The 23,927-nt window shown below is 70.4% G+C and carries 18 protein-coding genes; 9 read left to right on the forward strand and 9 right to left on the reverse strand.

What is annotated here, in order from left to right; genetic code table 11:
* Positions 1 to 86: 86 nt before the first annotated feature.
* The 4 genes from BN159_RS09900 to BN159_RS09915 form a co-directional block, all read right to left on the reverse strand.
* The gene (locus BN159_RS09900; protein WP_015656814.1) at positions 87 to 857 is read right to left on the reverse strand and encodes an ATP-binding cassette domain-containing protein; all 771 of its coding nucleotides are present in this window, start codon (positions 855 to 857) and stop codon (positions 87 to 89) included.
* Complete coding sequence (locus BN159_RS09905; protein WP_015656815.1) at positions 854 to 1,885, reverse strand: ABC transporter permease; 1,032 nt, start codon at positions 1,883 to 1,885, stop codon at positions 854 to 856. The genes BN159_RS09900 and BN159_RS09905 overlap by 4 nt, the downstream gene beginning before the upstream one ends.
* Positions 1,882 to 2,895 (reverse strand): sugar ABC transporter substrate-binding protein, encoded by a 1,014-nt coding sequence (locus BN159_RS09910; RefSeq protein ID WP_015656816.1) that lies wholly within the window; start codon positions 2,893 to 2,895, stop codon positions 1,882 to 1,884. Before BN159_RS09910 ends, BN159_RS09905 begins: the two co-directional genes overlap by 4 nt.
* Before the next feature lie 169 nt (positions 2,896 to 3,064).
* The gene (locus BN159_RS09915) at positions 3,065 to 3,802 is read right to left on the reverse strand and encodes a GntR family transcriptional regulator (RefSeq protein ID WP_015656817.1); all 738 of its coding nucleotides are present in this window, start codon (positions 3,800 to 3,802) and stop codon (positions 3,065 to 3,067) included.
* A 129-nt stretch (positions 3,803 to 3,931) separates the two neighbouring features.
* On the opposite strand from BN159_RS09915, the gene BN159_RS09920 reads away from it, so the two are divergent.
* Positions 3,932 to 4,954: a Gfo/Idh/MocA family oxidoreductase gene (locus tag BN159_RS09920; protein WP_041819028.1), complete on the forward strand. Its 1,023-nt coding sequence runs from the start codon at positions 3,932 to 3,934 to the stop codon at positions 4,952 to 4,954.
* Between the two features lie 32 nt (positions 4,955 to 4,986).
* Here BN159_RS09920 and BN159_RS09925 read toward each other — a convergent pair whose 3' ends face one another.
* Complete coding sequence (locus BN159_RS09925; RefSeq protein ID WP_015656819.1) at positions 4,987 to 6,165, reverse strand: cytochrome P450 family protein; 1,179 nt, start codon at positions 6,163 to 6,165, stop codon at positions 4,987 to 4,989.
* Between the two features lie 54 nt (positions 6,166 to 6,219).
* On the reverse strand, positions 6,220 to 6,900 hold the full coding sequence (locus tag BN159_RS09930) for a response regulator transcription factor (RefSeq protein WP_015656820.1): 681 nt from the start codon (positions 6,898 to 6,900) through the stop codon (positions 6,220 to 6,222).
* Between the two features lie 86 nt (positions 6,901 to 6,986).
* Here BN159_RS09930 and BN159_RS09935 point away from each other — a divergent pair, with 86 nt between their 5' ends.
* Positions 6,987 to 8,021 carry an aldo/keto reductase gene (locus tag BN159_RS09935; RefSeq protein ID WP_015656821.1) on the forward strand — a complete coding sequence of 345 codons (1,035 nt, stop codon included), beginning with the start codon at positions 6,987 to 6,989 and terminating at the stop codon, positions 8,019 to 8,021.
* A 6-nt stretch (positions 8,022 to 8,027) separates the two neighbouring features.
* Here BN159_RS09935 and BN159_RS09940 read toward each other — a convergent pair whose 3' ends face one another.
* Both BN159_RS09940 and BN159_RS09945 read right to left on the reverse strand, forming a co-directional pair.
* Complete coding sequence (locus BN159_RS09940; protein WP_015656822.1) at positions 8,028 to 9,074, reverse strand: hypothetical protein; 1,047 nt, start codon at positions 9,072 to 9,074, stop codon at positions 8,028 to 8,030.
* A gap of 100 nt (positions 9,075 to 9,174) precedes the next feature.
* On the reverse strand, positions 9,175 to 10,431 hold the full coding sequence (locus tag BN159_RS09945; RefSeq protein WP_041819030.1) for a sensor histidine kinase: 1,257 nt from the start codon (positions 10,429 to 10,431) through the stop codon (positions 9,175 to 9,177).
* Positions 10,432 to 10,600: 169 nt separating this feature from the next.
* Here BN159_RS09945 and BN159_RS09950 point away from each other — a divergent pair, with 169 nt between their 5' ends.
* Entirely contained in the window at positions 10,601 to 10,801 is a 201-nt protein-coding gene (locus BN159_RS09950; RefSeq protein ID WP_015656824.1) for a hypothetical protein, read from the forward strand.
* 60 nt (positions 10,802 to 10,861) lie between these two features.
* Here the strand turns inward: BN159_RS09950 and BN159_RS09955 are convergent, their stop codons facing one another.
* Positions 10,862 to 11,257, reverse strand: coding sequence for a ribonuclease domain-containing protein (locus BN159_RS09955; RefSeq protein ID WP_041819033.1), 396 nt, complete (start codon positions 11,255 to 11,257; stop codon positions 10,862 to 10,864).
* 491 nt (positions 11,258 to 11,748) lie between these two features.
* On the opposite strand from BN159_RS09955, the gene BN159_RS09960 reads away from it, so the two are divergent.
* The 6 genes from BN159_RS09960 to BN159_RS09985 all read left to right on the forward strand — a co-directional run bounded on the left by BN159_RS09960 (position 11,749) and on the right by BN159_RS09985 (position 23,922).
* The gene (locus tag BN159_RS09960) at positions 11,749 to 14,058 is read left to right on the forward strand and encodes a VWA domain-containing protein (protein ID WP_162146271.1); all 2,310 of its coding nucleotides are present in this window, start codon (positions 11,749 to 11,751) and stop codon (positions 14,056 to 14,058) included.
* A gap of 81 nt (positions 14,059 to 14,139) precedes the next feature.
* Entirely contained in the window at positions 14,140 to 17,343 is a 3,204-nt protein-coding gene (locus BN159_RS09965) for a tubulin-like doman-containing protein (RefSeq protein WP_015656827.1), read from the forward strand.
* Positions 17,344 to 17,345: 2 nt separating this feature from the next.
* Positions 17,346 to 19,823, forward strand: a complete 2,478-nt coding sequence (locus BN159_RS09970) for a hypothetical protein (RefSeq protein ID WP_015656828.1) — start codon at positions 17,346 to 17,348, stop codon at positions 19,821 to 19,823.
* 52 nt (positions 19,824 to 19,875) lie between these two features.
* Positions 19,876 to 20,931 carry a serine/threonine-protein kinase gene (locus tag BN159_RS09975; RefSeq protein WP_015656829.1) on the forward strand — a complete coding sequence of 352 codons (1,056 nt, stop codon included), beginning with the start codon at positions 19,876 to 19,878 and terminating at the stop codon, positions 20,929 to 20,931.
* A gap of 38 nt (positions 20,932 to 20,969) precedes the next feature.
* Positions 20,970 to 22,076 carry an ATP-binding protein gene (locus tag BN159_RS09980; protein ID WP_157901088.1) on the forward strand — a complete coding sequence of 369 codons (1,107 nt, stop codon included), beginning with the start codon at positions 20,970 to 20,972 and terminating at the stop codon, positions 22,074 to 22,076.
* Between the two features lie 4 nt (positions 22,077 to 22,080).
* Positions 22,081 to 23,922, forward strand: coding sequence for a hypothetical protein (locus BN159_RS09985; protein ID WP_015656831.1), 1,842 nt, complete (start codon positions 22,081 to 22,083; stop codon positions 23,920 to 23,922).
* The last annotated feature ends 5 nt before the right edge of the window (positions 23,923 to 23,927 follow it).

The following is a 23,927-nucleotide window of genomic DNA, read 5'->3' on the forward strand; positions in this document are numbered from 1 at the left end:
GTGCCGTACGGGGAAACAATGGGGTGGTTGCGCGCGTACGCCGTGTGAAAGCCGTCTGTGGCTGGTCGCGCAGTTCCCCGCGCCCCTCAGGAACGTTCCAGCTCGTGGCGTAGATCGTCCAGGTCGTTTCCGCCCGCCATCTGTCTCGTCAGCTCGTCCAGGGTGATCTCATCGCGCGCGTAGTTACCCACCATCGCGCCCCTCTTCAGCAGCACGAAGCGGTCGCCGACCATATACGCGTGGTGCGGGTTGTGTGTGATGAAGACAACGCCCAGGCCCTCGTCCCTCGCCGTCGCCACCATCTTGAGGACCACGCCCGACTGCTTCACGCCGAGCGCCGCCGTCGGTTCGTCGAGGACCAGGACCCGCGCGCCGAAGTGGACCGCCCGCGCGATGGCCACGCACTGGCGTTCGCCGCCGGAGAGGGTGCCGATGGGCTGGTCGACGTCTCGGAGGTCGATGCCCATGTTGCGCAGCTCCGCCCAGGTGGCGCGGCGCATGTAGTCGACGTCCATGCGCTTGAAGGGGCCCCTGCCCTTGCGGGGTTCGGAGCCGAGGAAGAAGTTCCGCCAGACCGGCATCAGGGGTACGACGGCCAGGTCCTGGTAGACCGTGGCGATGCCGCGGTCCAGGGCGTCGCGCGGGGAGGACAGTTTCGTCTCCTCGCCGTCGATGCGCAGGGTGCCGCCGTCGTGCTGGTGCAGCCCGGAAATGATCTTGATCAGGGTGGACTTGCCCGCGCCGTTGTCGCCGAGGACGCAGGTGATCTCGTCCTCGTTGACCTCCAGGGAGACGCCTTCGAGGGCGCGGATGTTGCCGTATTGCTTGCTGACGTCGGCCAGCTCGACGAGTGTCACTTGGTGGCCTCCGCACGCTTGCGGACCCAGGCGTTGAGCAGGGTCGCGAGGAGCAGCATCGCTCCGAGGAAGAACTTGAACCAGTCGGGGTTCCACTCGGCGAAGACGATGCCCTTGCTGGTCATGCCGAAGATGAACGCGCCGACCGCCGAGCCGACCGCGCTGCCGTAGCCGCCGGTGATCAGACAGCCGCCGATGACGGCCGCGATGATGTAGATCAGCTCGTTGCCGACGCCCTCGCCGGACTGGACGACGTCGTACGAGAAGAGCAGGTGCTGGCCGGAGATCCAGGCGCCGAAGGCGACGCCCATGTAGAGGCCGATCTTGGTCTTGGCGACGGGCACGCCCACCGCGCGGGCCGCGTCCTGGTTGCCGCCGACCGCGAAGATCCAGTTCCCCGCGCGGGTGCGCAGCAGGATCCAGGAGGCGAGGGCGACCAGGCCGAACCACCACAGGATGGTGATCTTGAAGTCGACGTCGCCGATCGTGAGCGTCGAGGCGAAAACGTCCTGGGCGCTGGAGAAGCCCTCCATGTCGGCGATCGACTTCGTCGAGACCGTGTCGTCGATCAGCTTGGTGAAGCCGAGGTTCATGCCGGTCAGCATCAGGAAGGTGCCGAGCGTGATGATGAAGCTCGGCAGCTTGGTGCGGGTGAGCATGAAGCCGTTGAACGCGCCGATGGCCAGGGTGACCAGCAGGGACACGCCTACGCCGACCCAGGTGTTGGCAGTCATCTGGTAGCTGAACATCGACGACACCAGGGCCGACGACGTCACCATCACGCCTGCCGAGAGGTCGAACTCGCCGCCGATCATCAGCAGGGCGACCGGGACCGCCATGATGCCGATCGTGGACGAGGCGTAGAGGACCGTGCTGAGGCTGGAGGCGCGCAGGAAGCCGTCGGCCACGAACGCGAAGAAGACGAAGACGGCGATCGCGCCGACCACCGAGCCGAGTTCGGGTCGGCCGAGCAGCTTGCGCAGCGCGGAGGTCTCGATGAGCCGGGTGTCGGCCGTGCCGGCGCTCATCGGGTGCCCCGCTCCGTGTACTCCTCCAGCTCGGCGGCCTGGTCCTTGGTGATGATCTGCGGGCCGGTGAGCACGGGCTTGCCGCCGCCGAGGACGTCGGCGTTGTACTTGTACAGCCACAGCAGGTCCACGGCCTGGTAGCCCTGGAGGTAGGGCTGCTGGTCCACGGCGAAGCCGAGGGTGCCGTCCTGGAGCGAGGCCGCGACCTTGGCGTTGAGGTCGAAGGTGTCGATCTCGGCGTCACTGCCGGCGCCCTGCTTGGCCTTGACGGCGGTGTCGGCGTAGGGCGCGCCGAGGGTGACGACCGAGTCGATGGAGTCGTCGGCCTGGAGCTTGGCCTCGATGGCGGACTGGACGTCCGGCATGTTGGTGCCGGTGACGTAGAGGTCCTGGACGGTGCCGTCGAAGGTGTTCTTGATGCCGTCGCAGCGCTGTTCGTGGCCGACGTTGCCCTGCTCGTGCAGGACGCAGACGGCCTTCTTGCGGCCGCGCGCGTTCAGCTCCTCGCCGACGGCCTCACCGGCGATGGTCTCGTCCTGCCCGATGTGGGTGAGCGCGCCGAAGTCCTTGGACTCCGCCGAGCCGGAGTTCACGGTGATCACCGGGATTCCGGCCTTGCGGGCGCGCGCCACGGCGGCCTTCATGGCGTCGGGCTTGGCGAGGGAGACAATGATCCCGTCGACCTGCTTGTCGACGGCCGCGTCGACGAGCTGGGCCTGCTGCTGGGCCTCGTCGTCGTGGGAGTAGAGGAAGTTGATGTTGTCCTTGACCGCGGCCTGCTTCGCGCCGCTCTGGACGATGTCCCAGAAGGTGTCGCCATCACCCGAGTGGGTGATCATCGCGAAGGTCCAGCGGGGGGTGTTCACCGCCGCTCTGCCCTGGGCCGCCGCGGCCTTGCGGGCGTCCTCGGCGCGCTTGCCGCCGGTGCTGCTGCAACCGGCCATCAATGGGACTGTCGCGCACAGTGCCCCTGCCAGCGCGATTCCTGTCCAGGTCCTCAACCGTGCCACGAGGCCGTGCCCTTCTTGCTGTGCCTGACGAACGCAAGGGGCCGGTGCCCTCACCAGCCCCAAACGCCCCAGTATCAAACACAGGGATCATGTGCCGGGTGACCGGGGAGCGCGAGTCGGTCGCATTGTCCGGACATTGCGACGAACTCGGGTTTTCCAGCGGGGCCCGCTACGGCCGTACGAGGAGCTGGAACTCGAAGGAGTAGCGGCTCGGCCGGTAGATGTGATCGCCGTACTCGACCGCCCGGCCGGTGTCGTCGTAGGTGGTGCGCTGCATGGTGAGCAGCGGGGCGCCCTCGGCCTCGGCGAGCCGCTCGGCCTCGGCGGCGGTGGCGGCGCGGGCGCCGATGGACTGGCGGGCGCTGTGCAGGGTGATCCCGGCGGAGCGCATCATCCGGTACAGGCCGGTGGCCTCCAGCTGGGCGGTGTCCAGGTCGAGCAGTCCGCCGGGCAGATGGTTGCTCAGGTACGCCATCGGCTCGCCGTGCGCGAGGCGCAGCCGCTCCACCTTGTGCACCTCGCTGCCCTCGGGGACGCCGAGCGCTGCGGCGATCTCGGCGGAGGCCGGGACGACGGTGTTGACCAGCACCGTGGTGGCGGGGCGCTGGCCGGCCGCCTCCAGGTCGTCGTAGAGGCTGCTGAGCTCCAGGGGGCGCTTGACCTGGCTGTGCACGACCTGGGTACCGACGCCGCGGCGGCGGACCAGCAGGCCCTTGTCGACCAGCGACTGGATGGCCTGGCGGACGGTCGGCCGGGACAGGCCGAGCCGTGCGGCGAGCTCGATCTCGTTGCCCAGCAGGCTGCCGGGGGTGAGGGCGCCGTGCTCGATCGCGGCCTCCAGCTGCTGGGACAGCTGGAAGTACAACGGCACCGGGCTGCTCCGGTCCACGGCGAGGTCGAGTGACACGGTCGGGTCCACTTCTGGTTTCGGCACGGGGCGAGCGTAGCTCCGTGGCCGGTTGACGGGAAGTCGTGAGGTTTGGTTGTCAGGACATACGGATTGACAGGGTGCCCGATGCGACCGCACTTTGTTCCCATGCGCCTCGGAGTCATCGGTACGGGCCGGATCGGCACGATCCATGCGAACACGCTGAGCCGACATCGTGAGGTCGGTTCGCTGATCCTCACGGACGCCGACCCCGGGCGGGCCGCTGCGCTCGCGGTGCGGCTGGGCGAGACGGCGGCACCGGGGGTGGACGAGATCTTCCGGTGGGGCGTGGACGGCGTGGTCATCACCACGGCGACCTCGGCGCACGCCGAGCTGATCGGACGGGCGGCACGTTCGGGGCTGCCGGTGTTCTGCGAGAAGCCCATAGCGCTGGATCTGCCCGGCACGCTCCAGGCCATCGGCGAGGTGGAGAGCGCCGGAACGATCCTTCAGATGGGCTTCCAGCGCCGCTTCGACACGGGCTATGCCGGAGCCCGGGAGGCCGTGCGCGCGGGGCGGCTCGGGCGGCTGCACACCGTTCGGGCGCTCACCAGCGACCAGGCGCCGCCACCGGCCGACTATCTGCCGCTGTCCGGCGGGCTCTACCGGGACACGCTGATCCATGACTTCGACGTGCTGCGCTGGGTGACCGGGCGCGAGGTGAGCGAGGTGTACGCGGCCGGGTCGGACGCCGGCGGCCCGATGTTCCGTGCGGCGGGCGATGTGGACACCGCCGCGGTGGTGCTGACCCTCGACGACGGGACGCTCGCCACGGCCACCGCGACCCGGCTGAACGGCGCCGGGTACGACGTGCGCATGGAGCTGGCCGGGGAGCGGGACACGATCGTCGTAGGCCTCGACGACCGCACCCCGATCGCCTCCACCGAGCCGACCGGACCACCGGCCGCGGACAAGCCCTGGCCCGGCTTCCTGGAGCGCTTCGGACCCGCCTACGAGGCCGAACTGGCGGCGTTCGTCGAGGTGGTCATGGGCGAGCGGGCCAACCCCTGCGACGGCCGCGAGGCCCTTCAGGCGCTGCGGGTCGCCGAGGCCTGCGAGCTCTCCCGACGGGACCGAAGACCGGTCCGGCTGGTGGAACTCCCGGGCGGGCAGGAGACGGCGCGGATCTGACACGTCCGGCATGACACCGCGAAGCCGACCGCCTACCACCGCACCGGCAGGCTTCGCATGCCCCGCATGAGCATGCCGGGGAGCCATTCTCCGGGCGGGCCGTCGAGGGCCAGGTCGGGGGCGCGGTCCAGCAGCGCGCGTATCGCCGTGCGCGCCTCGAGGCGGGCCAGGGGTGCGCCCAGGCAGTAGTGGATGCCGTGGCCGAATGCGACATGGCCGCGGGTGTCCCGGCGGATGTCGAAGCGGCCGGGGTCGGGGTAGCGGGCCTCGTCCCGGTCGGCCGCCGTGAGGCAGACCATCACCGGGTCGCCCGCCGCCACCTCGACGCCGCCGATCTCCAGGGGCTCGGCGGCGAACCGGAAGGTGGCGTTCTCCACCGGGCCCTCGTAGCGCAGCATCTCCTCCACGGCGCCGTCGACGAGGGTCATGTCGGCCCGCAGGGCGGCGAGTTGGTCGGGGTGGGTGAGCAGGGCGTGGACGCCGCTGGTGATGAGGTTGACCGTGGTCTCGTGGCCGGCGATCAGCAGGATGAAGGCCATGCCGCGCAGTTCGTCCGCCGAGAGCCGGTCGCCGTCCTCGGCGGTGGTGCGGATCAGATCGCTGAGCAGGTCGCCGCTCGGTCCCGCGGCCCGCTTGTCCTCGATCAGCTCGGTGAAGTAGGCGGCGAGGCCGACGAAAGCGTCGTACTCACTGCCCGAAGTGGTGGGCGCGACCGCCTCGGTGGACATCTTGCGGAACTCCGCGCGATCCATCTCGGGCACCCCGAGCAGTTCGCAGATCACGGTCAACGGCAGCGGGTGGGCGAAGGACTCCACCAGTTCGGCGCGGCCGTACGGCTGCATCGCGTCGAGCAGGTCGTCGGTGATCCGCTGGACACGCGGACGCAGTTCCTCCACGCGGCGCATGGTGAAGGCGCGGGAGATCAGTCCGCGCAGCCGGGTGTGCTGGGGCGGGTCGCAGACCAGCAGGTTCTTCCCGATCAGCTCCTCGTCGAGCGAGGACAGGCCGATCTTGGCGGCGTCCTTGGCGAGCCGGGGGTCGGCCAGCGCGGCGCGCGCCTCCTCGTGGCCGACGACCAGCCAGGTCTCCGACTCCCACCCGGCCGGGCGGACCCGGTGGACCGGACCCAGGGCGCGCAGGCGGGCGTAGGCCGGATGCGGATCGCTCCGGAACTCCTCGCCGAACTCCCCCAGGTCGATGACGCCGCTCATGCCCGCTCCCCCTCGCACACTGCCCGACATCCGGACAACGGACGGCGGCCACGGCTAGTGCCCGTTCTCCTCGGGTTCCTCGAGCAGATCCGCGTCGTAGGCCAGCAGGGCGATCTGCACCCGGTTGTTGAGGTCGAGCTTGGTCAGGATGCGGGAGACATGGGTCTTCACCGTGGCGACGCTCATGAACAGGCCGGTCGCGATCTCCGCGTTGGACAGGCCCCGGCCCACCGCCACGGCGACCTCGCGCTCGCGGTCGTTCAGCGCGGCGACCCGGTCACGCGCGCGGGTGCGGCGGGTGTCGGCGGCGCCGCCCGCCGCGTGCTCCATCAACTGGCGTGTCACGGTGGGCGACAACACCGGATCGCCCGCGGCGACCCGCCGCACCGCCTCGACGATCTCTGCGGGCGGGGTGTCCTTGAGGACGAACCCGGCGGCGCCCGCGCGCAGGGCGCGCAGCACCTGCTCGTCGGCGTGGAAGGTGGTGAGCAGGACCACCTGCGGGGCGTCGGGGCGGCCGCGCAGCCGCTCGGTTGCGGTGAGGCCGTCCATCGAGGGCATCCGGATGTCCATCAGCACGACGTCGGGGCGGGAGCGTTCGACGAGTTCCTCCACCTCGGCGCCGTCGGAGGCCTCGCCGACGATCTCGATGTCGTCCGCGCCGCCCATCATCAGGGACAGACCGGCCCTTACCAGCGGATCGTCGTCGACGAGGAGGAGTCTGATGGCAGTCATGGACCTTAACCAATCATGGTTGCCGGGGCGCGGGTCGCAGGGTCGGGCTAGATTGCCGAACCTAGCGACCGACGAGAGGGATCTCCTTGCGTTACCGGCTTCTGGGCCGTACCGGCCTGCGTGTGTCCGAGCTGTTCCTGGGTGCCATGACCTTCGGGGAGGGCGACGGGGTGGGGGTGCCCCGCAAGGAGTGCGCGCGCATCCTCGACACCTACGCGGAGGCGGGCGGGAACGTCGTCGACACCGCCGTCAACTACGGTGACGGGCAGAGCGAGACGATCGTCGGCGAGCTGCTCAAGGGGCGGCGCGACCGGTTCGTGCTGTCCACCAAATACACCTGCACTCGGGACGGCGAGGACCCCAACGCCGCGGGCAACCACCGCAAGAACCTGACCCAATCGCTGGAGACGAGCCTGCGCCGGCTCGGCACTGACTACATCGACCTGTACTGGGTGCACATCTGGGACCCCAACACCCCGGTCGAGGAGACGATGCGCGCCCTCGACGACGCCGTGCGCTCCGGAAAGGTGCTCTACATCGGCGTCTCGGACGCCCCGGCCTGGCTGGTGTCCCGCGCCAACACCCTGGCGGAGCTGCGGGGTTGGACGGAGTTCGCCGGGCTCCAGGTGCCGTACAGCCTGCTGAACCGGGACGTCGAGCGGGAACTGCTGCCCATGGCCGAGGCGTTGGGTCTTTCGGTGGCGGCGTGGAGTCCGCTCCAGGGCGGGATCCTGTCCGGCAAGTACACGCGTCCGGGCGGTGTCGGCGAGGGCGAGCCCGCACGGCTGGACGCGGGTGCGCTCGGTGAGCGGGAGCACGCCGTGGCGCGGGCGGTGGGTTCGGTGGCGGACGAACTCGGCGTCTCCCCGGCGCAGGTGGCCCTCGCGTGGACCATGACCCGCTCCTCCGCCGTACATCCGATCGTCGGCGCCCGGCGGGCCGAGCAACTCGCGGACAACCTGGGCGCGGCCGGACTGACCCTGCCCGCCGAGCTGATGACGAGACTCGAAGAACCGACCGGCTTCCGGCTCGGCTTCCCGGCCGAGTTCATCGACGGCACGTCGAAGTGGGTGTACGGGGCGGCGGGTCAGCGAGTCGTGCCTCGCCGCCGCCCCCACTGACGGCCCTCAGGCCCGCAGGACGACGCCGTAGCGCGTGCGCAGGCGGTGCAGCTCCCAGCGGACCACCGCCGTCACCGAGGCCGGTCCGGCCAGGACGGCGAGCATCTGGACGACGGGCGGACCGGGCGGCAGCCCGCCCGCGACCAGGCTGATCAGCGCGAACTCCCACACCAGCACCAGCGTGAGCAAGGCGGGCAACGCGGCGTGCACGCCCGCGGAGTTGAAGCCGGTGCGCACGGCGGGCCCGGTGGCGAAGAAGAGGAAGAACAGCAGCCAGAAGACGGGCAGGGTGAGCCCCAACTCCAGCCAGGGGAAACCGCCGTTGGGGTCGACGGGCCTGCGGTCCTGGGCCAGGGCGATCGCGACGAAGCACAGCGGTACGGCGGTCACCGCACCGACGTACCACAGGGCCGACTTCCCGGCGGCCCGCACCCGCGGCCGCATCTCGGCCTTGGTCTGGGGCGACGCCATGCGGAACAGGAACGCGATCACCAGGGGCGCACTCAGGAGCAGCAGCGGCGGGGTGACGGCGATGCGCATCATGTACTGCTGCTGCGCCTCGCTGATGTCCTCCGGCTTGCCGTACATCACCAGCAGCCCGATGGACATGGCGACCGCGGTCCAGGCCCGCACCCGCTGGACGCGCATCAGGTCCGGATCCTCGATACGGCGGTGCCCGTTCGGCGGGAAGAGGCGGTGCGCCCGGCTGCGGGCGGAGCGGGCGAAGACGTACCCGGCCATCAGCGGCAGCGACACGAACCAGGTGCAGGGGAAGAGGAGCAACGCCCAGGCACAGCCATGGACCCGGGTCCTACCGCCCCGCAACAGCACGCGCAGGGGCGGCCATTCGGCATCGCGCAGTCCGCGCAGACCGCCCAGCAGGGTGGTGGGCCGGGGCTGCGGCGGCGGCACGTAGGGAGGGGGCGGCGGATAGCCGTAGGGGTAGGGGTACGGCTGGGGCGGGACCTGCGGGGGCGGCGGCGGGTACGGTCCGCCGTTCGGCGGTCCCGGTGGCGGTGGCTGGTACGGGTTGTACGGTCCCCCGAAACTCACTGTGCGGTTTTCCTTCCGGAGACTGCGGGCTGTGCGTCGCCGCACAACGGTGTGACAGCCGTCCCACCCTAGTCAACCCGGTTCACCCCAGCCGCAGTTGTCACCCCCAGGGCAGCCAGGCCCGCACCTCGAAACCGCCGCCCGCCGTCGGGCCGTGCGCCAGTCGGCCACCGGTCAGCGTCGCCCGCTCCGTCAGCCCGATCAGGCCCTGCCCGGAGCCGGGCACATGCGGCACCTCGCGCTCCGGCGCCGGATTGCGCACCAGCACGTCGAGGCCGTCGCCCGGGGCGCCGGTGACCAGGACGGTGACCTCGGTGCCGGGGGCGTGCTTGCGGGCGTTGGTCAGCCCCTCCTGGGCGATGCGATAGGCGGTGCGGCCCACGGAGGCGGGGACGGCGGCGGGATCGGTGACGCGGTTCTCGAGGGCGACCTTCATCCCGGCCTCGCGGGACTCGGCGACCAGCGACTCCAGCGCGCCGAGCGTGGGCTGGGGGCGGCTGTTGTCGTCGCGGTCCCCCGCCCGCAGTACGCCGATGATCTCCCGCAGGTCCTGGAGCGCCTCGTGGGCGCTCTCCCGGATGACCCCGGCGGCCCGCGCGATCTCCTCCTCGGGCGCGCCCGGCCGGAACTCCAGGGCGCCCGCGTGCACGCTCAGCAGCGTCAGCCGGTGGGCGAGGACGTCGTGCATCTCCCGCGCGATGGCCTCGCGCGCCAGCCGCTGCGCCTGCTCGGCCCGCAATTGGGCTTCGGTCTCGGCGCGCTGGGCGCGGTCGCGGAGGCTGAGCATGAGCTGTCGCTTCGACCTGACGAACATGCCCCAGCCGACGACGGCGCCGTTCAGTACCACGCCGATGATCAGCGTCCAGACGTACGGGATGTCGGGGTCGGGGCGCAGCCAGTAGAAGAGCGGGCTCAGGGCGAGCGCGATCCCGCTCACCCAGGCCACGTACCGGAAGGGCCGGTGCACGGCGAGGGTGAACACCGCGACCAGGATCGCGCCCGACGCGGTGATGGAGAGGAGACCGACCGGGATCATCGCCACGGCGAGCCCCAGCGGCCAGCGGCGGCGCAGCCAGACCGCGGCGCAGGCGAGCGCGCCGAGCACCTGATCGAGGGCGGCGACGGCCTCGGGGAGGTGCTCCTGCTCCAGGCCGTCGGCGGTCAGCAGGCCGAAGCAGACGGCCGTCAGGAAGCAGCTGAAGTCGACGAGCCAGTCCCGCGCGGTACGCCGGTGCCGTCGCCCCGGGCGCTCGCCGTCGGGGTCGAGCTCCTTCACCACGGCCGAGGGCAGCAGCCAGCGCTGCGCCACGAAGGGCTGCGGTTCGGGGTCCGGCGTCTCACCACTCACGGTCGACAAATCTACGCAGGCCCGCGCCGCGACACCGCTTCCCGAACGAGATCGTCGACCAAAGTCGCGGCATCGCCGACTTTCGGCGCGGCGGAGCGGTGGAGAGGTGCACTTCCGTCGGCCCGACCTCGCCCCGGGGCCGATGTGTGGGGGAGGTCCCCGGGACGAGGGTGGCGCCATGAAGGAGTTGCTGGAAGTTCTCGGGTTCCTCGCCCTGGTCCAGGGCATCGCCGGCCTGCTGCACGAGTTCACCGACTGGGACTGGGGCCTCGTGCAGAAGCTCGGCTTCCTCGACGGCTACGAGATCTTCGCGAGCGTCACGCTGCTGGTGCTGGCGTTCGCACTGTTCGCGGTCGCCGAGAGCCGGAAGCCCGGCTGAACCCGGGCCGGGCCTCCGGCCGGTCGCACCCTTCCTCGGGTCCGACCGTGATCGCCCGGTTCAGCAGCCGTAGTCGATCAGGTCGAAGGAGGCGTAGTGGTCGGAGGTGTAGTAGTCCTCCTCGTACGCCTGACCGGTGACGATCCGGCGGGCGCCGCGCGTGGACACGCCCGGCGTCTTGACCGTGTACTCGTGGTAGTAGCCCGACGAGTGGCTGGGCAGGATGCCTTCCCGGTTGTAGAAGACGGATCCGTCCTGCGAGTACGGGAAGGGCCCGCCCTGCTCGATCAGATTGAGCGTGGTGTAGGCCTGGGAGGGCAGGTCGCTGTAGCAGATGTCACCGACGGCGGTGGCGGCCGCGGTCGCCGAGGTCGCGGTGACGGTACCGCCCAGCAGGACGGCGGACAGGAGCGCGGCTGCGGCGCCGATACGAGTGGGTCGTGGGGGGAATCTCATACGTGCCATGATGACGCGCGTAGACCATGGCATGTCAATGACAACTCTAGAGATTTGCCCGTCAAGTCCAAGAAGTTTTCAGGGAGTTAACCTGCCACGCCAGCGCCCCCGCACCGGACGGACCGCCGGCCGGCAACGGCGGGGCACGGAGCGGCGAGCATCCCGCCGCAACTGGAACGAATGACTCACACCAAATCGAACAAATATGGAAACAGGGATTCCGAATTACCTCCCGACGCGGGCGGAATTCGAACACTCGCCGCCTTCTTGTTCAATTTCCAATTGATCAACAATCGCGCTCTTCCTGATTGAGTCAAACCCTTACGGGCGCCACCGCCTGGTGCTACAACTACTGGCACGGTCTCGCGGGGTCCCAGGGGGGTGGTCCGATGATGACGGGCGCCTCCAGCCCTTCGTCGAAACGGCGGAGCATAACGTCGCGAGACTCATTACGCCGCATCTCATTTCGGTCGATCAGCTTGCTGAACACGGTGCGAGTGATTTGCGCGTTATTACTCGCGCTGCTGCCGTCGGTCATTCCCGTACCGGCCCACGCCGAGGATCATCAGGGGGCTCTGCGGCCCGGACCCGTCGACTTCGTCGTCCTGGTCGACGAGTCCGGAAGCCTGTCGAAGGCGGACGTAGCCGCGGAGCGTGCGGCCGCCGCGGTGCTGGCGCTCGGGGAGGTCTCTGAGCAGTCCCGCGTGGCCGTGGTCGGCTTCGGCAGCGTGACCCGGTCCGGACAGGCCCCCGTGGACACCGTGTGCCCGCTGACCCGGGTGGACGCGGCCGGCCGGGAGCGGCTGAGTTCCTGCGTCTCGGGCCTGCACCGGCGCACCGACGCCGAGGGCAACGGCACCGACTTCCCCGCGGCCCTGGCGCAGGCGCTGTCACTCCTCTCCAGCAGCGAGGACAGCACCCCGAAGATCGTCTTTCTGCTGACCGACGGTCGACTCGACGTCAGCGAGAGCCCCGCCTACGGCGACGACCCCGACTCGCGCAATGCCAACGCTCAGAAGGCGCTGAAGAAGAAGATCGAACAGGCCCGCGCGGACGAGGTGCAGATCTGGCCCCTCGGCTTCGGCTCGGCCATCGACAAACGGCAGTTGGACGCGCTGGCGGCGGGCGGCTACCAGAGCCGCTGCGCCGATCTGCCCTCCGCCCGCCCCACCGCGCGTGTCACGGCAGGTTCCGCCGACGTGGCCGAGGTCCTGCTCACCGCCTTCGCGGGCGCACGCTGCGCGCGCACGACCCCCGGTGACACGGCGTCGGTGTCGTCCAGCGCCGATCTGGAGGTGACGATCCCGCCGGTCGCGACGGACGGGACCATCGACGTCATCAAGGAGAACCCGGACGGCGTCGCGGTGACGTACTACGACCCGCGCGGCCGAAAGGTGCCGCTGAACGGCAGAGCCCACGGTTCGGAGTTCGAACTGGTCGGCCAGTCCGGGCCGGTGGAGGCGCTGCGCATCCGCAATCCCTACCCCGGAACCTGGCGCGTCCATGTGCAGGTGCTCGACGGGGCCTCGGCACAACGGATCACGGCCACCGCGATCTGGCAGGGCGTCCTGCGCTCCTACATCCTGGTCTCCCCGCCGGTCCCGACCGCCGGACAGCAGGTCACAGCCCACGTCACGCTCCAGACCCGGCAGGGCGTCGTCCTCACCGAGCGCGCGCAACTGGACGGCATCAGAGTGTCGGTGAAACTGACCGGCACCGGCTTCTCGGCCCGCACCGTGCGCCTGGCGGACGACGGCGAAGGACCTGATCCCCAGGCGCACGACGGTGAGTTCTCGGCGCGCATCACCGTGCCGCGCACCGCCACCGGGGCGGTGTCCTTCACCGGGCTGATGCTCGGCGAGGGCATCGCGGGCGACCGGAGCCCGTACTCCACCCGACTGGCCACCTCCGCACCGCTGGTGACCGGTGCGATCGTCCTTGAGGACCGCGAGGTGCACCCGGGTGACACCGCGCACGGCAGCGTCGAACTGCGCAACGACGACGACTCCGAGCACCGTCTCAGTCTGACGCTGGGCGACGGCTCTTCGGACAGCGCGCCCACCGTCGGCCCGCAGCAGATGACGGTCGCCGCGGGCAAGACCGTACGCCTGCCCCTGCGGCTCGACTTCGGACAGGACGCGGCGCTCGGCGCGGTGTCCGGGCGGCTGACGGTGCGGGACGAGACATCGGACCAGGTCGTGACGCAGACCTTCGTCACGGTCCGGGTCGTGCCGGTGCCCGGCTTCCTCGACCGGTACGACAGGGAAGTGGGCGCCGCGGCCGCCCTGCTCCTCGCCCTGGCGGTGCTGCTGGGATTGCGCTGGCAGGATCGGCGCCGGGCCCGCGAAACCTCGGACATCCAACTGATCCTGTACCGCGGCGACATGGAGCTCAGCCGACTGCGGGCACCCGCTCACGCAGGCCCCGAGTTCGGCTTCTCGCTCCGTGCGGCCACGGGCGGCAACCAGCGGCTCCTGCTGGACGACTCCCCGGGCCGCCATCGGGTACGCCGAACCGCCGACGGCGGACTCTCCGTCCGGCTGCCGGGCGGAGAGCGACTCGTCGTCCCCCGCAACCAGCGCTCCGCACTTACCGACGGTCTTTCCCTCGGTTTCGCCGACCACCGTCCCGCCGCCCGCTCGACGCGATCGTCTCGCACCGGACGTGGCGCGCGCGGCACGGAGAGGACCGCGCCGAAGGAGCGGTCCGAGGGACAGACGCGACAGGCCCGAGGCAAGCGCGAGTCAGCCGCCCAGAACACCACGCTGAAGACACGGCGGCCCTATGACGACGACTTCTGACGCGCGAGGCGTCCGCACGGTTCGCGGATCATCCACCCGGGCACCGCGCGCGTACGCCATGTCCCTTCGAGGTGAGGCTCAGTGAAGATCTATCAGCCGATGCTCTTCGTCGGCCTCGGGGGCACTGGTTGCCTCATCGGCGCGGAACTGGAGAACCGGCTGCGCGAGGCGCTCTGCGGGCCGGACGGTACCGCCCTGTTCCCCGTGCTCCGGGGCCGACAGCTGCTGCCGTACCAACTGCCGGACTGTCTTCAGTTCGTGTACGCCGACCTCAACGAGGCCGAGCTGAACCGCTTGCCGCACATGCGCGCCGACGGGCCGCTCAAGGCCGCGTACAGCCGGACCTCGCACGCCACCTTCGGGTTGCTGCCGCGCTTCGACTCCTATCCCGAGGTGGCCCGCAGCCTACGGACCAATCTGCCCGGGCCACTGTGCACATGGCTGCCGCCGCGGGCCGGCGAGCCACGCATCGCACCGCTGATCCGGGGCGCGGGACAATTGCCCACGGTGGGGCGGGGCGCGCTGTTCGAGACGTTTCGCAGTGGCCTCGGTGCAGCCATGGGACCGCTGCGCGAGGCGATCTCGATGATCAGCAAGTCAGGCGGTGATCTGACGTCGCTGGGAGGCACACTGGCCGACAGCTGCGACGTGTTCGTGGCCTTCTCGGTGGCCGGCGGCACGGGTTCGGGCATCTTCTACGACTATCTGCACCTGATCGGGCAGGCCTTCGACGAGGCCCACTACCGGGTGAAGATCTACCCGCTGGTGCTGATGCCGTCCGCCTTCGACGACGGGCGCGGCGGCGGCAGGGCCGCACGGCTCAACGCCGGCCGCGCCCTGGTGGACCTGTTCCGCCTGGTCGACGACCAGAACGCACCCGACGCCGAGGACAACCTGGACGACGTCGGCACCCAGGGCCAGCTCCGCCTGGAGTACCCGGGCGGTCTGGCAGTGCGGCTGCGCCCCTCCACCGCGCAGACGGCGTTCCTGTTCAGCCGTACCTCCGGCATCGAGCGCGAGGACCTGCACCGCAGTGTCGTCTCGCTCGTGATGTCGCTGCTCGGCACCGAACTCGGCGACGACGACGGCCGCACGCACGACAGTGACCACCTGTACCAGTCCTTCGCCGACTCCTTCATCAACACGAACGTGGAGCGCGCGGCCATCGCGCCGACCGGGATCGGCCACCGGGGGGTGTCCACGAGCCTGGTCGCCTCCATGACCGTGCCGGTCGACGAGTTGGCGGAGCTGCTCGCCTCGCGACTTCAGGCCACCGCACTGCGTCGGCAGGAGGCGGCGCCCCGCCCTCCTGACGGCTCCAGACGGGAACTCGTCCGCGAGTTCTTCACCGCCTCGAACATCGACCCTCTGTGGAGCCGGACCAGTCTGCCCATCAACGAGCCCCGCCCCGCCACCGGAGCCCGCGCGATCCTCGACGCGCTCGCCACCCGGCAAGTCGCGATGGAGGACGCTCTGGGTGACCTGGATCGCCAACTGCGGCAACTTGTCGCCGAGTTGGCGGCGGGATTCGACCCGGTACGCGGGGTGCGGCAACTGCTGGGCCGGTGCGACGTCATGGAACTCCACCACGTCGTCCTCGGCGACCCGGGAGCCAAGGACCGCCTGGAGCGGGTCGGCTTCGCCGGTCTGCTGGAGAACCGGCGCCGTGAGCCCGAGCGCCCACCCGGACTGACCGCCGGCCCCCCGCAACCACAGGGAATCCGGGACCGCATGGGCGGGCTGGTCAAGGCCAAGTGGACCGACCCCGAGGTGTCCGCCGTTCTGCAACAACAGGACACGTGGTACCAGTGGGAGTCCCGGCGTACCTGGCACCGCCACTGGGCCGACCACGCGACGCGCTGGGACCGCACCCTGGCCGGGGTCAAGTCAGAGCTCAACGCCCTCGTCGCCGCGTTCCGTGAACAGGCCGACGAGGAGCACGCCTCCTTCAGTCAGCGCACCCGCCACCTCTACCGGCCCCGCACGGGCGTGTCGTATCTCCTGCCCGCACAGGCGGACCTGACGTCCTTCTACGAGGCGGTGGTACGGCGGCTGCTGCTGGCCGAGGGGTTGCGCGAGACCGAGGACGAACAGGCCCTGCTGGGACGCCTGGTGAGCGCCGAGCAGTGGCGGGCCGCGTTCGGGGAGGCGCGAGCCGAACCCCGTCGCGCGGTCCATGTGATCAAAGATCAACTCCAGCACCGGATCAAGCGGCTGTTCGTGGAACCCGGCAACCGGGAGGAGCGCCCCCTGCTGCCGCGGCTGGGCACTCTGCTGGCCGAGGCGGCCACGGGCGGCGGCGGACAGGTCGGCGACGACGCACTGGAGCAGTGCCGGCACAAACTGGCCTCACTGCTACCGGTCGGATTCTCGCCGGAGGGAAGCGGTCGGCTGAAAGTGCTCATCGTGTATCCGGCTACGTCCTCCGACGCGACCGTACGCAGGTTCCTGGAACGCGAGATGCGGCTGCCGCGTGACAGCGAACGCGAGATCGAGTTCCGGCCGGTGTCCACGGAGTCCATCACCGTGGTGCTCTTCCGCAGCTCGATGAGTCTCACCGAGGTGCCGGAGGTGCGCGAGACCCTGACCCTGTGGGCCGAGGCGCTCGCCGCGGAACAGCCCGGCGACCACCTGAGATGGCGTCAGCGGCTCGGTTACGGCTACGACTTCCTGATGGGCACGGTGGCGGACCGGAGGCACATCCTGCACCGGCTGTTGTGCGCCATGTGGAACAACCAGTTCCAGGTCTTCGGAGACATCACCAGTCCGCGCCGGATCCGAATCGGTCTCCAGGACCGGGACTCCGCCGCCATGGTCTGCCCGCTCGACGCCCCCGGCGGTGGGCTGTCCAGCTGGGGCAACCTGCTGCGCGCGTACGAGGCATGGACGCTGGCCGAGGACAGCGGCGGAATCCGCAATGCGTTCTGCGAGCAGCTGATGACCACCACCCCCTTGGGCCTTGAGGTATCGCCGATCCCACCGCACGGACTGTTCCACACACTGATCCATGAGGTGGCGCCTCAGCAGAGCAGGCTGCTGGAAGTGCTGGCCCAGCAGGAGGACGGACAACGGCCCGCCGGCTTCACCGACCTCACGGCCTTCTGGAACGAGACCCTGCCGGGCGCCCTCGACCTGCCCTTCCCACGGACGCACCGGATGTCGGGCTGGACCCTTCGCAAACTCCACCAGTCCTTCCAGCCCGCGTCCGGCCATTACCAGCCCCCGGTGCACGACCGGCGCTTCGGTGCCGGCGCCGACCAGACCAAGGACCCCCGGGGAGAGTGACCATGATCGGCTCCACCGACGACCGGCTCGTCGTCTGTATTGATCTGCGCCACGAGCTGGACAAGGTGATGGGCTCCCCGACCCTGGACGAACGCTTCCGCTACGCGATGCGCGAAGCACACGTGCGGTCCGCGGATGTCTCGCGTGTCCTGGTCATCGACACGGTCGCCGAACTGCCGACACATCACGCGGCGTACGAGCGGCTGTGCTCCGACCCCCTGGTGTCGAACCTGCTGTGCCTGGCGGTGGGGCCGCTGCCCGGGCCGGACGAGCGGGTCCTGAGCCTGCCCGCACAGTTGCGGCCCCCAGTGGCGGCCACCCTGTGGATCGGGGATGTACGGGGCATCGGCTGGCGCCCCGGCCAAGCCCGCTCGCTGGCGCTGACCGACACCGACATCGCGGCGGACGACAGCACCGGCCTGGAGCCACTGATCGACCTGCTGCGGGTGGCCGAGGTGTTCGACGAGGCCGTGGCGGCACTGAGTGAACTGCCGTCCGCGGTCGCCAGCCCGTCGCTGCGTCTGCTGGTGCACGAGGTGGCCGAACAGGATCTCATGCGCGCCCAGCTGCAAGCCCTGGACGCCTGTGTGTCTCCACCGGACGACCTGCGCGCCGGGCGCGCGCCGGGCGGCGCCCTGGACGTGCTGGCCGGGTACGTCCAGGCCGAGGACCTGTCGGTGGAGGACTGCCTGCCCGAGAGCAGCCTGCTGCGGCAGGCCCACTGGCGCAGCATCGGACGCCTCAGCGAGGCGAACGACCGACTGGACGCGCTGGCGGGCTGGCGCGGACTGCTGATGGTGGGCGAGCCGGCCGGGGACGTGGTGCAGGCGGCCCGCGAGGCCAGTCATGCGCTGGCCGATTACCGGGATGCCATCGAGCAGACCTTCGAGTGGGCCGACGGACGGGCAGGGCTCAACGCCGACGGCCGTGACCATCTCGCGCAGATGGGCATCCAGCTGCCGCTGGTGCCCGGCACCCGCCCGGAGGAGGTCGGCGGCGAATTGCGCCGACAGGTCGTTCAGCAACTGCGCAGGCGCCGCCCACTGCCCGAGATCGTGTCGTGGCTGCGGGACTTCGCCGCACGTACGGTGCCCACCGGCAGCGCCGCCCAGCTCGACCGGCTGCACCGCATCTGCCCGGACGACCTTCTCGACACTCTGCGCGAACCTCCTCCTCCCTCGATCGGCACCGATCCCGTTCCGCCGGCCCTCTGGGCGGCTGCCGCCGCGCTGCTGGCGGGGCTCAGCCCGGTGGGTGTGTGGGGAGTCCTGGTCGTCCTGGTGCTGCTCGGGGCCGGCGCGGCCCGCACCGCCGGCTCACCCGGCCGTGTGCCGCCCGCCACCGCGGGGGCGTTGGCCGTCTCCTGGCTGGTCGGCGGCGCCGCGGGGCTGGGGCTGCGCTCGGTCGGCATGCCCGTGTGGACCGGGACCCCGCTGCTCGTACTGGCCCTGCTGGCAGCCGCACTGTCCGCCCGCTCGCTGTGGGTCGCCGCCGTACGACAGTGGCGGTCCGACACCGGTCTGGCGGAAGCCGGCGAGGCCGTGGAGCGGCTGGGTGAGGTACTCGATCAAGGTGTCCTGCAGCACTGGCTGTTGGCGGACGCCCGAGCCGGCGCGTCCGACCAGGCCAAGGCGCTGGCCCATCTGGTGCAGTCGGTCTGCGACACGCTGGCCGAGTTCGCCGAACAGCTCAGCCGCCGAGCCCGCCCCGCCTGGGACTCCCCACCGCGTGACGACGGCCGGACCGGGCCTGCCGGCGGCCGCGGCGGAAGCACGTTCGCCGTGGAGTACGTCGGCCAGGCCGGGCAGGCGCTGAAGACGACCCTCGCCGGGGACGTCGCCGATCTGGTGGCGGAGGTGCTCGCACCGTACTGGGAGGTCGTACTGCGCGATCCGTCCAGCGCCGCGGCACTGCCCGTGGCCTCCCGTACTGACGGGCTGATGCACGAGTACATGCAGCAGTTGGGAAAAATGGGCACCACTCCCCCGCCCCCGTTCGCCTCGGCGTCGGCCGGCCGGCCCGATCCGGCCACCCTCGTCGGAGTGGACCTGCGCCGGATCGTCGACGTCCTCCTGCCCGACAGCCGCAACGACGCGCTACAACTGTGCTCCCCGGACCAGTTGCGCATGCTCGACCGGGCGCCGGGCTCGGCCCGCAGCTTCGGCTTCGTGCCGCATGCCATGCAGGGGGCGTTCTGGAAGGCTGCCGTGGGCTCCGCAGGCTCGGAGAAGGGACCCGACGACCAGGGCAACGGTGCGGACGATGCGCCGCGGAACAACCGCTGGGCCGCACACGGCTCACCTGACGTCGTGGGCATGCCCGAGATCGTCTGGACGGCCTCGGGCCGGTTCGCCGGACTGCTCCGACTGGTGCCCCTGTCCGCAGGGGCGGTCCGGTCGGTATGGCCGGACGCGGACGTGGACGACGCCTCCTCGGACGACTCCTCTTCGGCCTCGCGTGCGCCGGGCGAGACAGGGTGACAGGGAAAGGCACGACCCTATTGGTACGCAACGAGGCCCGGAGCGTGACGGGATGAACGAGAGCTTGTCCTTCGTCGACTCCTCCGGTCTGCCCGAACGGGTCCGGGTGCTCGAATACGGAGTCGACGAACAGCCCATGTCGGCCGCCGGATTCCGCACCCGCACCATACGGCTGGAGGACGGGCGGCTCTATCTGCAGCGGCGTCTGCTGCCGGCGTACACCACCCGCGCCGAGAGCGTCGACGCGCTGGAGGCGGAGATCCGCGCCGGACTCACCCTGGTCCGGATGTTCCTGGAGGTCAGCTATCCCGCCGAGTTCACCCGGCTGGCCGGGTACGCCATCGAGGTGGAACAGCCGTTCCTGCTGCTGGACCCGCCGCGCGACGGGCGGACCCTGGCCGAACGGGCCGGCGGACTGATGCTGTCCGCGGAACAGAAGAAGTTCGAGAGCAGCCTGTTCCGGGCCCTGCGTCTGCTGGAGTGGGCCGGACTGGTGCACCGGTCGATCAGCCCGGCGACGGTGCGCTGGGACGGCGCCCGGGTTCAGCTGACCAACTTCGGCAGTGCCGACCGGGTGGGCCGTCCCAGGCAACGGATGGGCTCCTTTCCCTGGGCCCCGCTCGAACAGCGGGAGGGCGTCGGCTTCAACGACCACCGCGATGACATCTGGAGCGCCGGCCAGCTCGTGTACTTCGTCGCCCACGCCGGGGAGACATCGGGTAACCGGATGCCACCGGTCGCCGGGCCAGTACGTGACGACCTGCTCAAGGACGTGTTCGCCGAGCACGCCGAGCAACGGCCGGAGGCGAGGACGATGCTGCGGCGGATCGCCGCGCCGGATCCATGGGACGACCTCGGCCGCCCATCGGATCCGCTGCTGGAGGGCCGTCACCGGTTCACCGAACTCCTCGCCGACAAGGGCCCGTCGGCGTGGCCGGTGGCGCCCCGGGCCGCAGATCCCCACCCTCCGCAGGTCGAACCGGATGCCGGACCGGGCGAACGGAGCGGATCGTACGAGCAGTTCGGCGGCGGCTGGGGACGGCGCCGCGGGCGTCCCGGACCAGGGCGCTGGGGAACGGGCGGCCGCAAGGCGGGAGAAGGCGGATAGTGGATCAGGTATTTCCCAACGGGCAACCACGACAACCAGTGCACTGTCCCAGTTGCCTCCAGGAACTGCACCTGGACGAAAAGCAGTTGTTCCTCTCCGACCCGCAGACGAACAACATGGTCCCGTGGGACCCGAGTTCGGAGCCCAACCGGATGCGGCGCCAGGACCAGCTCAACCGCGCCTTCTTGAAATGCCCCAACGACAAACCGGACCGGCACTTCCTGCCTGTGCCATACCTCATGTTCGGCAAGCCGCTGACCATCGCCTTCGTCGGTCAGTCCGGCACTGGCAAGACGCATCTGCTGGCGGCGATCATGGCCGAGATCGGCCGGGGCGGCCTGGACTCCCTGGGTATCCGCTGCCGTTCGGTCAACACCTCACAGCACCACGCCTTCCTGGCCCGGGCGGTCAACCAGTTGGAGGCGGGCCGGGTACTGCCGGCCACGAGGCCCACCGACTTCGTCGAGTTCACCGACGCCCTGCTGATCACCGTCAACGGGCAGACCAGACCGGTGGCGTTCTTCGACATCGCCGGGGAGTCGCTGCATCTGCCCGGGAAGGCCACCGAGTTCCTGCTCGGCGTGGACGCGCTGATCTTCGTCGTCGACGCGCTCAGGGCCCTGCGGCTGAAGCAGCTGACGCTGGCCCGGGAGGTCGCCGGTGTGCCGACACAGACGGCGGGCCTGGCCGACCCCACCTTCTCGGCCGTACTGGACCGACTGCCGCGTGAGGGCGGGCTGTGCGACGTCCCGACGGCCATCGTGCTGAACAAGTGCGACGTGCTGCGCTTCGAACCTCCGATCGATCAATGGCTGCGCGAGGACGGCCGACCCCAGAGCGCCCCGGACCCGGCGGACGTCTTCCGGGAGAGCCAGGACGTCTTCGCTTTCCTGACCCGCCATCAAGCCACTCCGTGGCTGCGCCCGTTCATGGAGTGCCGTCGCTGCACCCTGCACTTTGTCTCGGCCACCGGCATGTCCCCGGCCGTGCTGCCCATGGCCGGCGGCTCCACGGTGGCCGGTTCGCCGACCGCCTTCGCCGGCGGCATCCGCCCCCGCCGGGTGCTGGGCCCCCTGCTGTCCGTGTTCCAGATGTGGGGTCTGCTCGACACGCCCGTGTCCGTAGCGCGGCTCAGAGAGGTGTGAGAACGTGCCCGTCTCGAACGCCGAGGTCGACCAGATCCTTTGTGCCTACGACCCCGACAATCCCACCGAGAACACAGGTTTTGGTCCCGTCGCGTCGTCCCTGCCCACCCTGGCAGAGGTCAGCCTGTTCAAGCTCGCGGGTGCTGTCCTGCGCCCTCCCGGAGACTCCACCGCCGGCAACTCGATCGCGTACGAGCGGCTCTCCTCGGACCAGGACCTCATCGTGCGCCGGGTCGTCGCGATCGACCCTCTGAACCGGGAGAACCTGCTCAGCCAGGCCCTGATCGCCGGGCGCGGCCGGCTCACCGCCGAGCTGGCCCTGGGACTCGACCAGGCGGACTGGCCGCTCGGGGACGACATCACGCGTGTCCAGCTCGGCGATCGGCTCTCGCGTCCGAACCTCGCCGAGCTGGACCGCCTGGGCCGGGCGGGCGCGGACCGGCTGCGCGAGCTCAGCCGGGGGCCGGCGCTCACCGAGGCCCTGTGCCAACTGACGGCCTGGGTGCTGACCGACCCGCTGTCGAGGCTGTCGGTCGCCGCGTCCCAGGTCGGCGGGGACCCGCGTGCGGCGCTGCTCGGCCTGGTGGACATGCTCTCCGTGCTGGTCCCCGGGCGTTGGACCTTCTCCACACAGGAGTCCGCCGAGTCCGACGCTTATCGCCTCATCGTCATGCCGGAGTGGCCCCGGCCCGGCAGCCCCGACTACGGGCGGCTGCGTCTCGGCGGCCAGCCCGCACCCGACGGTGCGGCCCACACGGCGGCGTCCCTGCTGGTGACCCGCTACCAGACCTATGGCCTGGCGGGGCTGGAACTGCTGCGTCGTCAACAGGGTTGGCACAGGATGAGCGCGCTCGATCGTGCCGAGACACTGCGCAACCTGCTGACCCTGCATGCCGAAACCACCCCCCACAAGGAGCTGCCGCCCGCCCCGGATCCCTCCCCCTTGGCGGCGTCCCAGGAGTACGCCATCGAGGGCGTCGAGGAACTGACGGGGCTCGTCGAGTCGCAGGCGAGCCAGGCCACCGAAAGCCCAGGCACCCAGGAGTCGCCCACGCCGGAATCCTCCACGGCGTCGTTCGATCCGGCACCTGCCCTGCTCACTCCCACCCACAGTGCGGGAGATCCTCCGGTCGACGTATCGGATGCCGCGCTGCGGGACCGGGAAGCCGCCGCGCTCGTCGAGAGGCTGTTCCAGGCCCGCAGCGCCGAGGAGGGGCGGGAGCTGCTGATGGAGGTGTCGAGCCGGGCCGAACTGTGGAGCGAGTCGCAGACCGAGATCGCCTGTCTCACGGCGATTCGCTACCGGCTCGGCCTGAAGTACCGCCGAACGCGAGGGCAGTCCTGCCAACCGGTGTTCACCCACGACCCGCAGCAGCTGTTCGACCTGTTGATCCGCACCGCCCTGTACCGAAGGGACCCAGCCATCGAATGGGCCGTGTTCCTGCGCCAGGAGTACGTCGCCGTCCTCACGGACCCGCTGAGGTCCGTGGTGCGCGAGATGTTCGAACAGGACGCCCGGCGGGAGCTTGTCGTTCACCACGCCTTCTTCGTCGTGGTGGGCAGATGGGCGGGTCCCGTCGCGCTGCACCTGGATCTGCCGGGGAATGTGCCGCCCGTTCCCAGCGGGCCACCCGCGGTTCCCACCCGTTTCAAACCCTCAGCCTGGCTACGTGGCCGAAGGCGCGACGGCGGGGCTGGAGCGCCGCATCGTGCGCAGGTGGTACCCCCAGCGCAGCCGGAGGGGAACACCGCCGACTTCGTCCTGCTCGGCAAGGTGGTCGGGACCTTCGTCATCATCGTGCTGGTCCTGCTGGGCGTCGGCACGATACTGCGCAACCTGCCCTGACCGTC

This window comes from Streptomyces davaonensis JCM 4913, assembly GCF_000349325.1.
Lineage (GTDB): Bacteria > Actinomycetota > Actinomycetes > Streptomycetales > Streptomycetaceae > Streptomyces > Streptomyces davaonensis.

Coding starts and splice junctions, on each gene's coding strand:
- BN159_RS09905 (WP_015656815.1), bottom strand. CDS start 1,885: ATGAGCGCCGGCACGGCCGACACCCGGCTCATCGAGACCTCCGCGCTG.
- BN159_RS09920 (WP_041819028.1), top strand. CDS start 3,932: ATGCGCCTCGGAGTCATCGGTACGGGCCGGATCGGCACGATCCATGCG.
- BN159_RS09925 (WP_015656819.1), bottom strand. CDS start 6,165: ATGAGCGGCGTCATCGACCTGGGGGAGTTCGGCGAGGAGTTCCGGAGC.
- BN159_RS09930 (WP_015656820.1), bottom strand. CDS start 6,900: ATGACTGCCATCAGACTCCTCCTCGTCGACGACGATCCGCTGGTAAGG.
- BN159_RS09950 (WP_015656824.1), top strand. CDS start 10,601: ATGAAGGAGTTGCTGGAAGTTCTCGGGTTCCTCGCCCTGGTCCAGGGC.
- BN159_RS09955 (WP_041819033.1), bottom strand. CDS start 11,257: ATGAGATTCCCCCCACGACCCACTCGTATCGGCGCCGCAGCCGCGCTC.
- BN159_RS09970 (WP_015656828.1), top strand. CDS start 17,346: ATGATCGGCTCCACCGACGACCGGCTCGTCGTCTGTATTGATCTGCGC.
- BN159_RS09975 (WP_015656829.1), top strand. CDS start 19,876: ATGAACGAGAGCTTGTCCTTCGTCGACTCCTCCGGTCTGCCCGAACGG.